The 12,923-nt window shown below is 53.5% G+C and carries 12 protein-coding genes and 2 tRNA genes; 3 read left to right on the top strand and 11 right to left on the bottom strand.

Features of this window, described 5'->3' with window-relative positions; translation table 11 throughout:
- Positions 1-65: 65 nt before the first annotated feature.
- The 4 genes from HMPREF0577_RS08500 to nrdF form a co-directional block, all read right to left on the bottom strand.
- Positions 66-911, bottom strand: a complete 846-nt coding sequence (locus tag HMPREF0577_RS08500; RefSeq protein ID WP_004013410.1) for a hypothetical protein — start codon at positions 909-911, stop codon at positions 66-68.
- A complete protein-coding gene (locus tag HMPREF0577_RS08495; RefSeq protein WP_036342860.1) occupies positions 912-2,702 on the bottom strand; it encodes a cell wall-binding repeat-containing protein in 1,791 nt (596 codons plus the stop codon).
- 242 nt (positions 2,703-2,944) lie between these two features.
- A complete protein-coding gene (locus tag HMPREF0577_RS08490) occupies positions 2,945-3,697 on the bottom strand; it encodes a hypothetical protein (protein ID WP_004013408.1) in 753 nt (250 codons plus the stop codon).
- 154 nt (positions 3,698-3,851) lie between these two features.
- Positions 3,852-4,820: a class 1b ribonucleoside-diphosphate reductase subunit beta gene (nrdF, locus tag HMPREF0577_RS08485; RefSeq protein ID WP_004013407.1), complete on the bottom strand. Its 969-nt coding sequence runs from the start codon at positions 4,818-4,820 to the stop codon at positions 3,852-3,854.
- A gap of 226 nt (positions 4,821-5,046) precedes the next feature.
- On the opposite strand from nrdF, the gene HMPREF0577_RS08480 reads away from it, so the two are divergent.
- Positions 5,047-5,787, top strand: a complete 741-nt coding sequence (locus HMPREF0577_RS08480) for a hypothetical protein (RefSeq protein WP_004013945.1) — start codon at positions 5,047-5,049, stop codon at positions 5,785-5,787.
- A 66-nt stretch (positions 5,788-5,853) separates the two neighbouring features.
- On the opposite strand, the gene nrdE is transcribed toward HMPREF0577_RS08480, so the two are convergent.
- Both nrdE and nrdH read right to left on the bottom strand, forming a co-directional pair.
- Entirely contained in the window at positions 5,854-7,995 is a 2,142-nt protein-coding gene (gene nrdE / locus HMPREF0577_RS08475) for a class 1b ribonucleoside-diphosphate reductase subunit alpha (RefSeq protein ID WP_036342858.1), read from the bottom strand.
- Positions 7,996-8,221: 226 nt separating this feature from the next.
- Positions 8,222-8,467 (bottom strand): glutaredoxin-like protein NrdH, encoded by a 246-nt coding sequence (gene nrdH / locus HMPREF0577_RS08470; protein ID WP_036342856.1) that lies wholly within the window; start codon positions 8,465-8,467, stop codon positions 8,222-8,224.
- A 456-nt stretch (positions 8,468-8,923) separates the two neighbouring features.
- On the opposite strand from nrdH, the gene HMPREF0577_RS08465 reads away from it, so the two are divergent.
- The gene (locus tag HMPREF0577_RS08465; RefSeq protein WP_004013402.1) at positions 8,924-9,391 is read left to right on the top strand and encodes an S-ribosylhomocysteine lyase; all 468 of its coding nucleotides are present in this window, start codon (positions 8,924-8,926) and stop codon (positions 9,389-9,391) included.
- Positions 9,392-9,543: 152 nt separating this feature from the next.
- Here the strand turns inward: HMPREF0577_RS08465 and mtnN are convergent, their stop codons facing one another.
- From mtnN to tadA, 3 genes are all read right to left on the bottom strand, one after another.
- Positions 9,544-10,323 carry a 5'-methylthioadenosine/S-adenosylhomocysteine nucleosidase gene (mtnN, locus tag HMPREF0577_RS08460; protein ID WP_004013401.1) on the bottom strand — a complete coding sequence of 260 codons (780 nt, stop codon included), beginning with the start codon at positions 10,321-10,323 and terminating at the stop codon, positions 9,544-9,546.
- A 72-nt stretch (positions 10,324-10,395) separates the two neighbouring features.
- Positions 10,396-10,483, bottom strand: a tRNA-Ser gene (locus tag HMPREF0577_RS08455).
- 106 nt (positions 10,484-10,589) lie between these two features.
- Positions 10,590-11,114, bottom strand: a complete 525-nt coding sequence (gene tadA, locus HMPREF0577_RS08450) for a tRNA adenosine(34) deaminase TadA (protein ID WP_004013400.1) — start codon at positions 11,112-11,114, stop codon at positions 10,590-10,592.
- 57 nt (positions 11,115-11,171) lie between these two features.
- On the opposite strand from tadA, the gene upp reads away from it, so the two are divergent.
- Positions 11,172-11,807, top strand: coding sequence for a uracil phosphoribosyltransferase (gene upp / locus HMPREF0577_RS08445; RefSeq protein ID WP_004013399.1), 636 nt, complete (start codon positions 11,172-11,174; stop codon positions 11,805-11,807).
- 109 nt (positions 11,808-11,916) lie between these two features.
- On the opposite strand, the gene HMPREF0577_RS08440 is transcribed toward upp, so the two are convergent.
- Complete coding sequence (locus tag HMPREF0577_RS08440; protein ID WP_004013398.1) at positions 11,917-12,768, bottom strand: MetQ/NlpA family ABC transporter substrate-binding protein; 852 nt, start codon at positions 12,766-12,768, stop codon at positions 11,917-11,919.
- Positions 12,769-12,832: 64 nt separating this feature from the next.
- A tRNA-Leu gene (locus HMPREF0577_RS08435) sits at positions 12,833-12,916 on the bottom strand.
- Positions 12,917-12,923: the final 7 nt, after the last annotated feature.

Genomic DNA, 12,923 nt, shown 5'->3' with positions numbered 1-12,923 from the left:
GCTTCGGGTCTAAGACCCTAGGACGCAGTGCTCCTAGCACCTCATGAACCCGCACAAAACCGCGTCTAGCGGTGCGAATCACCGAACCAGGTACGAAATAACCCATAGAAATTCGCGTTGCCAAAACTGGAACAATGCCCGGGGTTACCCACTAAAACGCCCGCATCTGGCTGGTAGGGCGTGTAGTTATACAGTCCAGCAGTGGCCTGATTTTCGACGAAGACCTCGGCATCGCCACAGTTCGGGTCGGGTGAAAAAGCAATCCGAGTCATCTGACCGGCTCGGATTTTAAACAGATGCGGCTGCTGACGGTAGCGTTGGAACTGGGCGGCTGCGTAGTAAACCTGGGTAGAGAAGCCGAAAAAACGCTCATCGCAGTTTTGCTCATCGGGACAACCAAAACCAGTGGCAATCTCGTACCGGGCGGGAGTAAGGTCGAAACCTGAAGCCGTGAGCAGACCCTGTTCCTTTTGCAGTAAAACCAGTAAAACCTGGGGGTTAAGGTGGCAAGCCTGGGAGGTTTTGAAAATAATCATCGCCGCTGATTCTTCCGGGTTACCCGCGTAGCCCGAACACCACTGCGTAGCGGGCATATCTTTAGTGTTCTCGCGATAATTGGCTAAACACGGAGCCGCCCCGTCTTGACAACCCGCGTTCTTTTCCCGAATGAAAGCCTCGATTTTGGGTAAATCCATGGCTTGATAGTTATAGAACACCGCGTCAGAAATCAAGAAACCAGGTCGAAAATCGGTCAAATCCAGGCGCGGCGCAATCGGTCCGGAGAAAGAATCATCCGATGAGGGCGGGACAGACACGGTTGCAGAGATAGCACTTAACACTGCCCCCAAAACCGCTGCTAGCAAAATCAGCCCGGCTATACCGAATAAAATGCCCCGGAAAAACCGCTGCAATTAGCGCAAACCAGCTTTCACAGCGTTCACGGTAGCCTCTACCGTATCGGGGTGAATCGCACCCATCCCACCTAAGGCCAACACCGTGTGCGGATGCAGTGCAGCCACATAGTTGTGGGCATCAGCCGACAGACTATCCGTGCGGGAAGGCAGCAATAGAACCGGCCCGTCAGTCAAGGCTCCCGCCACCAGGGCGTCAGCAAAGTTATCGCCACGCGCTATATAAACCACCTTGTCAGACAGCACTGAACCGCCCTGAGGGTTCGCAATCCCCTGCTGGGGTGGGAAGGCATAGGAAGCGACGGCAACCGCCGTAGCGTAGCGATTGGGGCCGGATAGGCGTCCCTGATTGTGTCCGGCAGCGATGCGTTTCAAGGCCTTGGCAGGCACCGCGTTTTCGCCCCCCAATGCCACCACGGTGTCCAGCTTGAGGTTCTTTATCTCAGATGCCACCAAATCCCAACTGTCGGAGTTCTTGGGGTCAATCAAGAAAACCGGACCGTCAGTGAGAGTACCCCCGATTACCGCGTCTGGGGAACCGGAATTATCCACTCCCACTCCGTCAGCAATATAGGCGCGTTTCGCGCCCTTCGGGTAGGCTTCCCGAGAAATCGCAATCGCGGTTGCGAAACGATTCTTGCCAAAGAGACGGGCAGTGGAACGCCCCTGGGCTACATCGGCCAAAACGGTGTCTGGAATCGCAGCTGAGCCCCCCAGGGCTACCACCTGTACCGCGCGAAGACGATTGATTTCATTACGCACCGAGGCGGGAATAGGCGAATCAGTGGGTACCAGCAGCACCGGCCCGTCCACCAGAGTTCCCCCAGCCAAGGCATCGATAGGGCCATCGGCGCGAGCCACATAAACTTTTTGGCTTCCATTGGAAAATGCTCGCGCCGAAATGGCAGCGGCCGTGTCTATCCGAGTCTTGCCCGCGAGACGACCCGAAGGGATCGCACTGACAGAGCCGGTGGGGCCAAACCAAGAGGTAAAGAAACGATAAAAGTTACGGTTTCCGTAAGAAGAACATTCATCGCCGAGACCTCCCCCCGCAGCCAGTGCGGCATCATTGGGGGTATAGGGCGTGTAGTTGTACAACCCAGCTGTGGCCTGGTTCTCGATAAAGACCGATTTGGTACCGCACTTATAGGAGCCATCGGAATTGCGCGAGGGATGGAACAGCAAATCGTTTATTCTCCCGGCACGGTGGCGGAACTTTGCAGGGTGCTTTTGATAGTAGTGGAAGCGGTGCGCGGCGTTATAAACCTGGTTAAAGAACCCATAGTAACGCTCGTCGCAGGGTGCACTGTCGGGACAGCCATAACCCATAGCGCGTTGGTAGGAAGTAATCTTTAAGGACGACCCGGAGGCGGTGATCAGGCTTTGTTCCTTTTGTAGCGTCACCAGCAGGGACTGGGGATTAATCTGGCAGGCTTGCGCCACCTTAGCCAAAATCACCGCAGCTGTTTCTCCCGGGGCTCCCTGGTAGGCACCAGGACAGTAGTTATCGGCGGGGCGATCAGGGGTGTCTTGGGCGAAATCCTTTAAACAGGGGATAGTGACCTGTTTGGTTTGCGTCTGCGGTTGCGGAGCGGTTCCGTCAGGATTCTTGGGCGCATTGGGGTCAGCCGGTAGGGTTTCGGTGATAGTTGCGGTGCCGGAGGTGCAAGAACGCCCTTGGGCATTCAAGAAGTTTTGGATAGCCGCAGCATCCATGGTGTTGGGATTGTAAAACAGCTCGTCGCTAATAATCATTCCCGGGTTGAACCCCTGCACTGCCGCCGTGGGCACCTCTTGGGCTTCCGGCGGTTTGTTGAATCCCCTGTCTGCCCAAGAAGTCGCGGCAAAAACGAGGGAACTTGAAGCGACTACCGCCGCAATCGAGATACCGATCCTGGGCACAGCGTGGTTCGGACGGTTATTGGCGTGTTTCACGGTAGCCTCCCGGGGTTGAAATTCACTCTACAGTAGTCAATCGCCAACAAATCGACGAAACTAAGGAAAAACCGCAGTTTTACCCAGTGCGTATCGCCCTAGCTGGACAAAGTTTTATTTTGCACTATCTTTTGCCCCAGTTCCATGACATGATTCCAGGTCCCCCGCAGCTGGCGTTGTGCCGCTGCCGAGGGCCAAATCCGGCCGCTACGGCGTTCGCGCGCCACCCACTGGCAGTAATAGGCCACAGTGGTGGCGCGGTCAACCTGCTGGCAATGCAGGATGAACTCCACCGAGGCCTGGAGATATTTTTCGTCGCTGAACTTGAGCGATCCTCGGGCACGACCCCGCTTGGAAGTCATCAGCCCCATGTTCTCCAAGGCGTTGTTCCAAGATCCCCCACAGCGTTTCGTGATGGTTTGGCAGGTCGGAGGCCAGCGCACCATGCCTTGCGAGGAACGCACCCCACGAGAGGTGATTTCCTTCATACGTAGCTGCTCGTAAACCGCAGCGGGGATGGTGGTTTCCGGGCGCTCCTTAGCCCGCTTCTTGACCAGGACAATCCGCTTCCAAATTTGGTCGAACTGCGGATAGATGTAGTGACTTTTTTCTGCGCCCAAAGACTGGTCGGCTTTACGCTGATTTCGCACTACCTGGACTTCTTCCTGCAAAACTACAGCCAAGTCCTCCTTCATCTGCGGGTCAATCTTTAACTTATGTGACCAGTAGTCAATCATGTCTGGAGGAGTTTGTTGCATTTCGCGGGTGATTTCCTCGTCGTAGCGCAGGGACAGCACGTACCACAGACCCGCTTCGACGGCTCCTTGTGAAAGAATTATTTGACGCGACAAGAAATGAACACCTCGATTACGTTTATCTTTATCTCTCGGACTCTAACTACAACTTATCACAGTAAACCTATTGCCTTGCACAATAGGCCACTCCCGCGTGGGAAGTTTTTTCGCATTTTATCAGGATTTAGGAAAATTGTTGCAGATTTTTTGTTTAAAACTCCCAGTCTTCGTCCTCGGTTTCCTCGGCGGTACCGATGGTGTAGGACGAGCCGGAACCGGAAAAGAAATCGTGGTTTTCCTCGGCCGCAGGCGAAAGCGCCGCCAGAATGGCCGGGTTCACATCGATTTCCTCGGGTGGAAACAAGGCTTCGTACCCCAGGTTCATTAGTGCCTTGTTTGCGTTGTAGTGCAAGAATTTTTTGACGTCCTCGGTCAACCCCAAGGTGTCGTAAAGAGTCTCGGTATAGAGCACTTCGTTGTCATATAAATCGGTGAGCAGTGAATACGTGTAATCACGCAGTTCCTCTTGCCGGGAGGACGAGGATTCACGCATCGCCACTTGGAACTTATAGCCGATGTAGTAGCCGTGCACGGCTTCGTCGCGGATAATCAGGCGAATCAAATCTGCGGTGTTGGTCAACTTGGCATGAGCAGACCAATACATGGGGGCGTAAAAACCGCTGTAGAACAGGAATGACTCTAGCATGGTGGAGGCTACCTTGCGTTTTTCGGCATCATTTCCGTGATAGTAGTCCAAGACGATATGCGCCTTCTTCTGCAAGAATTCGTTGTTCTCTGACCATTGGAAGGATTCGTTAATCTCCTCGGTGGACAGCAGTGTGGAAAAGATGGAGGAGTATGACTTGGCGTGAACCGACTCCATAAACGCGATATTAGTGTAGACCGCTTCTTCGTGGGGGGTTCTGGAATCCGGAATCAAAGAAACGGCACCGACGGTACCCTGAATCGTGTCCAGCAGGGTTAGACCGGTAAACACCCGGTTGGTCATGAGCTTCTCGTCGGCATTCAAGGTTTTCCAACTGGGAATATCGTTTGACAGCGGGATTTTTTCAGGTAACCAGAAGTTACCGGTCAAACGATCCCACACTTCCAAATCCTTTTCATCCTCGATGTCATTCCAGTTGATGGCTGAGACAATCTTAGGGATGCCGATGACCATAAGTGCTCCTTTTTACAGTAAATTCAACTCAATTCTGATGTCAGTCAGCGGCAAAGCCGTCTAACTACCTCTTAACACCGGCCTTAAGTTTAGCGACTGCGCCGGGAGTTTCAATTTTTCGGCAAGAGGTTTAGTCATTCGGCCTCTTGACATCCTCCTGTGCCGTTAAGGTAAAGGGAGACGTTAAAAAACAATCGGCATGGCGCACTCTCGGGGAGGTCAGATAGTGGACATATCTAAAGATGCCCAGTTTTTCAGTCTGGCCTCACAACTACCCGTCTCCGATTTCGGAGAAAAGCTGTTGCATCTCCAGCCGGGTTCCAAACTAGGGCTCTATTTGCTGGGGCTGTCTAACTTGAGCGTGGATGCCACCCAGGTGGAACTGGCGGAATCCGCCCTGTCGCGCCCCCTCAACTGGATTCTCGAAGAAATTCAGTGCCACACCTGTGGTGGGGAAACCGGGGTAGACATTGCGGCTCTCAAGACGCGACTGTCCCATCCACCCCAAAGTTTCCTCGCTGATTTCCCCTGTTGTGAAGAAACCCGGGTACGCCACAGCCTACATGCCTATCTCACCCTGGCTTTGAAGTCTTCTCTGGTCAGCTTGGTTGGAGACCAGGTATTACTGTCTCTACTGGGAATACGCCAGCTGCGTCATCCACAACCGATTCTGCCCTTGCTGGCATTCGCCCTGACTGACAAGGATGATGAAGGCAGTTTCCTGCGCATCATCATGGGAGCTTTAGCCCAAATATTTGCCGCCGAAGAATGGGCGCTGCCAGGTTCCAGCGCCGAGGTGGCTGTCAAGTTCCTGGCTGAGATGGGCTATTCTGCTAGCTCGGAAACCGTGGATAATTGCCTCCAGATTTTCAATGATTTCATCTACGGTGCCGGCTGCACCGCGCCAAATGACGACACCGCCGTGGTGTTGCTGCAGTACCTCTTTTCAGAAGCCCTACAACCTTAACGAAAGGCTCGGGTTGCGAAATATCACCTCATGAACCCGCCGACACCACCACAGCGTGTCACTTTACTACAGCATACAAGAGACGCAGCCCTCGACTTCAGTTCCTTCCAGGGCGGCTTGACGTAGACGAATGTAGTACAGAGACTTGATTCCCTTACGCCATGCGTAAATCTGGGCTTTATTCACGTCACGAGTCGTGATGGTATCCGGGAAGAACAACGTCAGGCTCAGACCTTGATCGACATGCTGGGTGGCCTCGGCGTAGGTATCGATAATTTTTTCGTAACCAATCTCGTAGGCATCCTGGTAATACTCAAGATTGTCATTGGTCATGTAGGGAGCGGGATAGTAAACCCGCCCAATCTTGCCTTCCTTGCGGATCTCAATCTTGGAGGCAACCGGGTGGATCGAAGCCGTGGAGTTGTTGATATAGGAAATCGACCCGGTGGGCGGAATCGCCTGCAGATTCTGGTTGTACATTCCGTCACGCTGAATTGCCTCTGCCAGGCGGCGCCAATCCTCGGTGGTGGGCAGTTTCACACTTGATTGGGCAAAAATTTCGCGAACCTTAGCGGTTTTGGGCTCCCACGTCTCGTTAATGTACTTTTCGAAGTACTCGCCGGTGGCGTATTGGGAACGCTCGAAGCCCTCGAAGCGTTGCCCACGTTCCACCGCCAGTTCATGCGAGGCCTTCAAGGCATAGAAAGCCGTGGCGTAGAAATACATATTCGTAAAATCAAGCCCTTCAGGGGATCCATAGAATATCTCGTGGCGCGCCAGGCAGCCGTGCAAATTCATTGCCCCCAGACCCACCGCGTGGCTCATAGCGTTACCCCGCTGGATGGTGGGCACGCATTCCACATTTGTCAAATCACTTACGGCGGTCAACGCGCGGATCGCCACCCGGATGGATTGCTCGAAGTCAGGGGAATCCAGGGTTTTCGCGATATTCATCGAACCCAAATTGCAAGAAATATCCTTGCCTACCTTCTGGTAGCTCAAATCCGGGTTCAGCTCGGAGGCCTCGGAGACCTGGAGAATTTCGGAACAGAGATTGGACATGACGATACGCCCGTCAATCGGATTGGCCCGGTTGACCGTGTCTTCGTAAAGGATGTAGGGATAGCCAGATTCAAACTGGATTTCGGCTAGAGTTTGAAAGAATTTGCGCGCATCAATCTGTTTCTTGTGAATCTGGGGGTTGTCCACCAGTTCACGGTATTTTTCCGTCACGGAAATCTCGGAGAACGGCACGCCGTAGACTCGCTCGATGTCATAGGGGCTGAACAAGTACATGGGCTCCTTGTTCTTGGCTAATTCGAAAGCAATATCGGGAATTACAACTCCTAGTGATAGCGTCTTGATGCGGATTTTCTCGTCGGCGTTTTCCCGTTTCGTGTCCAGGAAAGACATGATGTCGGGGTGGAAGGCGTTGAGGTACACCGCCCCCGCACCTTGGCGCGCCCCTAGCTGGTTGGCATATGAAAACGCGTCTTCGAGCATTTTCATCACCGGAACCACGCCGGAAGACTGGTTTTGGATTCGCTTGATGGGAGCCCCGGCTTCACGCAGATTTGTCAACAGTAGAGCCACGCCGCCCCCGCGTTTTGACAGTTGTAGCGCCGAGTTGAGACCCCGGGCTATGGATTCCATATTATCCTCGATTCGCACCAGGAAGCAGGAGACCATCTCGCCGCGAGCCTTTTTACCCGCATTCAAGAAGGTGGGGGTAGCGGGTTGGTAGCGTCCGGTAATGATTTCTTCCATAATGTCGGTTGCCAGGGTTTCGTCGCCGCGCCCCAGATAGAGCGCCACCATGCACACGCGATCCTCGAAACGCTCCAGGTATCGTTTGCCGTCGAAAGTCTTGAGCGTGTAAGAAGTGTAGTACTTGAAGGCACCCAGGAAGGTTGGGAAGCGGAAGTTGTGCGCATAGGCCTTTTGAAACAATGACTTGATGAATTCGAACCGGTACTGGTCGATGGTTTCCTTTTCGTAGTATCCTTCCGTCACCAGATAGTCAATTTTTTCCTGAAGAGTATTGAAACTAACCGTGTTGGGGTTGACGTGGTTGACGAAAAACTGGCGGGCTGCCTCAACGTCGGCCTCGAACTGGATTTTTCCGTCCGACCCGTAGAGATTTAGTTTCGCGTTTAGCGAGTGATAGTCATGTTCCGGGTTGAGTCTGGGTGGTTCGTTAGACGCGATGGCGCTGGGGGCAGAGCCAGGGGTGCCGGGCTGGTTGGTTGGGAATGCTGTTGTTTCCAAAATTCTGTCAATCCTTCTTTGGGCTTCTATGTCTAGGCCTGCCCCACCAGGCGTATCCGGGCAGCACTCACCGAGCTGACCTAAAATAGTCAGTGGGGACAGTAAATTTTGGGGGCACCCGCGTCCCCCACATTAAATCCTTAAATTTGTTTGAGGCGAGGTGGGTTTAGATGGCCACGGCTTCAACTGTGGTGGACAGCTCCTTGATTTTATCGGGGCGGAACCCGGACCAGGCATCTTCTCCGGCCACAACCACGGGAGCCTGGCTGAACCCCAGTTCTTTGACGCGATTGAGTGCGTTGATATCTTGAGTTAAGTCCACCGTGTCATAGTCCAGCCCATGCTTGTCCATAGTCCGCTTCGTAGCGTTGCACTGGACGCAGTTGGGCTTGGTGTAGACGATTATGCTCATGTTTCGTTCCTTCCGGAATATGTCCCTCTCGAGTTTTCCCGGAATCAAACTCTTCAGTTTCCGGGTGAAAACTACAATGCTGTTATTATATCTCAGCTCAAAAGTGCTGTCGAGTTCAAAACACTACACCTTGTGGGGCATCGAGTCCAGCACCACAACATGTTGTGGTTGGAATTGGGGTACGTTAGGCTTGTGGACAAGTTGTGTCCAGGCTGTGGGCGTGGGGTGACAGTGGCCTATCAGAGCACGTCACGGGGATAAATTACACGCTTGTAGTTTTCCACATCTTGTGGAAAACAAATTTTGGTTTTAAATTTTCCTCTCGGCGTGTCGCTCGGGTTGCCTCGGTCGCTCTGGTGGGTTCGGATTCATGAGGTGCCATCCCCGGGTGGGGGCACTTATCGCGTGGCTCGTGCGACTTCGTCGCTGCCACGCGCGCCGTGAGATAATGGCTGTATGGAAACAAAACCGACCAATGTGGAATCTTTTCAGCTCGATCATCGCCTGGTCAAGGCACCGTTTGTGCGGGTAGCGCATCGCGAAGCCCTTCCCGGCGGGGACACCCTTATCAAGTACGATGTGCGGTTTTGTCAACCAAACCAAGAACACCTCGAGATGCCGGTGGTACATTCCCTGGAGCATTCCATTGCGGAACATATGCGCAACCACACTAAACAGCTGATTGACTTCTCGCCGATGGGTTGCCAAACCGGTTTCTATGCCTTGACTTTAGGGATTGAACCCGAGGAGTTTATGCGGATATTAGAGAAAACTTTGGTTGACGTGGTTCACATGACAGAAGTTCCAGCTGCCAATGAAATTCAATGCGGCTGGGGGGCTAGCCACAGTTTAAGTGGGGCGCAGCAAGCCGCGCAGACTATGTTGAATCATCGCGAGGAATGGGACAAGATTTATTCACACTAGGAAGTCTGTGACCCTGAATGTGTGGAGGACTTACCCTCCGTGCCTCTAGGAAAGATATGCCTATATCGTGGTGGCGGTAAGCCTATTACCTGCACTTTTACTCATTCTTTAGGAAATAAGGCTTTAAATCCAGGCATGGAGAGTGAGCTTATTTAAGCGATTTCTTCCGGTTCGCGCAGCCCAATCAGGCACAGTGCTACCAAGAAGCTCAAGCGTGAGGCTTCGGGGGCGCGCTGATAGTTATCGGCGGCGGCTTCTGGGCCGCACAAGTCGCTGATACCGCGAATCGCGAGGAACGGCACTTCTACTCCCGCTGCGACCTGTGCCAAAGCCGTGGATTCCATATCCGCAGTGATGGCGCTGGGGAATAATTTCCGAAACTCTACAGCCAGTTCGGCGCTAACAAAACAGTCCGAGGACAGGAATCTGCCTGCCCGTGTGGTGGTGTGACCCAGCTGAGCGGGCAGAGCGGTGAAACGACTGAGCAAGTCTTCATCGGCAACATAGCTTGCTGGCATCCCGGGGACTTGCCCCAGTTCATAGCCGAATTCGCGGGCATCGGCGCGTCCATAAACACAGTCACTAGAGGCGGTAACTTCTCCTACAGTGGCTTTGGCATCCAAGCCGCCTGCAGAGCCACAAGAAAAGATATAGCGCGGTGAGACATAGCTCAGAGCTGCGGTAAGTGAACTGGCGGCATTGGTTAGGCCTATGCCCGTGGTTACCAGGGCGAGGGTGGCATCCTCTACCGTGAGCAGCTGCAGGGAGCCCTTTAAACCCAGACGTACCACATTGCCCTTTGCAGCGGCGATTTCTCGAATCGGGGTGGCTTCTTCTTCCATGGCGGCGGTGATTATGGCCAGCACCGGTATTCGGGCTGGGGCAAGCGGAATTTGCAGGTCTGGGAATGGGATCACGATTCTCCTTTGCATCGCTGCGGAACAGTTTTTCGGGATTCTCGCTCGCGAGAATCCCGAATCTTTCGTTGCACTAGCAACAGTATTTGGCGGTAGCGGTGGGATTTGAACCCACGGTGGCTTTCACCACACAGCATTTCGAGTGCTGCACCTTCGGCCGCTCGGACACGCTACCTCAAGGAACGAGACCCAGCAGGACTAGCCTGCTGTGGGACTGAATCCAGTAAAGCGTCTCCTGAATGGAAACACATCGAGTAAGTTTACCATTTTAGAAGGGGATGCTACGAACTTGAATCCAGCCTTGAATCCGGACTTGGATTCAAGACTGGATTTAGGCGGCGTTTCCCAAAAAAATCTTGCAAGAGCGCCACCCCGCGTTTCTCGGCCACCCCACCGATAACCTCGACTTGGTGGTTGAGGCGTGAATCACGCACCACATCGCGTATTGACCCACACGCCCCGGCTTTCGAATCCCAAGCCCCGAATATCAGCCGCGATATCCTAGCGGTCACTATTGCTCCGGCACACATCGTGCAGGGTTCCAGGGTAACCACCAGGGTACAACCCGCGAGATTCCACGTCCGCAGTCTCCCGGCGGCTTCACGCATGGCCACAATTTCGGCGTGAGCCGTGGGGTCATGCGGGGGAATTTCCCGTTGGTTTAGCCCTAAGCCAGCCACGATACCCTGTGCTGTCAGCAGCACGGCTCCCACGGGTACATCCCCGGAGACCGCAGCGCGAGCCGCTAAGTCGAAGGCGGTATCCAAGGCGCGTTGTTCGGCAACACTCAGACTGGGATGGTTCATTGTTCAACCATACCGAAGGATGCCCTGGCATCGACAGTTTCAGGGTAAGTTAAAACCATGCAGTTACAGATTGCGGATCACCCGCTTATTTCTCATAAATTAACCCTGTTACGTGACAAAAACACGCCTTCACCGGTTTTTCGTCAGTTAGCCGATGAACTTACCACTCTATTGGCCTATGAATCTACCCGGGGGGTGCGTACCGAAGAAGTTGAAGTCGAAACCCCTTTGACGAAAACCACCGGGAGGAAACTCGCCAGCCCTGACCCGATTGTGATTCCGATTCTGCGAGCGGGGTTGGGGATGCTAGAGGGCATGACCCGCCTGCTGCCTACCGCAGAGGTGGGTTTCCTGGGGATGAAACGCGATGAGCAAACTCTGGCCATAGAGACTTACGCGAATCGTCTCCCTCAAGATTTGTCGGGGCGTCAGTGTTTTTTGGTTGATCCCATGTTGGCTACGGGAGGAACCTTGGTGGCAGCCATCAACTATGTCTTAGAGCGCGGAGCGCGTGATGTTACCTGTACTTGCCTGTTGGCTGCCCCGGAGGGCATCGCGGCGGTGAAAGACGCAGTGGGTAATCGCGCCGAGGTCAAAGTCGTGGTTGGTGGGGTTGATGACCATCTGAACGAGAACGCCTATATCGTGCCCGGTTTGGGCGATGCCGGGGATCGTCTCTACGGTCTAGTCTAGATTTTGGTTTATTCTTCGGGTTCATGAGGTGCTTGCCCTATCCCGAGCGTAAATGTTTTCGCGCCCCGTTTAGGGGCGCGAAAACATTTAACCACAGAAAAATCGAAGTCTAGAACGAGGGGATAACCTCTTTGCCGGGCCAGGTTTGTTCGATGTATTTCTTAGCAACATCTGAATGCAACAGGTCTTCGAGCTTCTTGATGGCTTCGAGTTTGTTCTTCTCGTCAGCGCGCCACACCAGGATATTCACCGCCGGATTATCCTTAGGTGATTCAATGGCTAGTGCCTCGGAAGGCTTTAGACCCGCCGACTGATAGAAGTTTCCGTTGATAACGGAAAGATCAACATCCGGAAGAGAAGTCACCAGTGAAGGGCCGTCTACTTCGTGGAACTTGAAACCGTGCGGGTTAACCTTCGGATCGTCCTTGATTTGCAGCACCGAAGCATCAGTTCCCTTGAGCTTTAACAAATCATTGGCTGCCAGCAAAGCCAGGGAGCGACCCTGGTTAGCTGGGTCGCTGATAATGCTGATGGTAGCGCCGTCTTTGATTTCTTTGAAACTCTTGACTTTCTTGGAAAAAATCGCCAAGGGCTCCAAATGGATTCCTTTGCCGGCGGTGAACTTGTAGCCGCGGGATTTAGACTGATTCTCTAGGTAGGGAACCGTCTGGTAGTAGTTAGCGTCAATGTCGCCACCAGCTAAAGCCTCGTTAGGCAAGACATAATCGTTGAAATCTTTCACATTAAGTTTCAACCCGACCTTCTTAGCTTCGCCGGAGTCTTCGAGATATTTCAGAATCTTGGCGTGAGGAACCGGGGAGGCACCCACGGTCAATTCGGTGAGTTTATCACCAGTGCCGCCAGAGGAGTTTTCAGAGGTGGAACCCCCGCAAGCACCTAAGGTCAAAGCGAATACACCAGCCGCTGCAGCGGCAAGGCTGCGCGAGAATAGGCTTTTCATCTAACACGTCCTTTCAAAATGCTGTTTAACCGAAAGTGAGTTTTTCCATAGGAAAAACTCACTGTGCGCGGGAGGGGAGTCGAACCCCCACCCCATCACTGGGACACGGACCTGAACCGTGCGCGTCTACCAATTCCGCCACCTGCGCTAGGCTG

Origin of the sequence: Mobiluncus mulieris ATCC 35243 (assembly GCF_000160615.1) — a bacterium.
Lineage (GTDB): Bacteria > Actinomycetota > Actinomycetes > Actinomycetales > Actinomycetaceae > Mobiluncus > Mobiluncus mulieris.
Note: the sequence above shows the minus strand (reverse complement) of the source record. Positions and strands in the feature narration are given on the sequence as shown.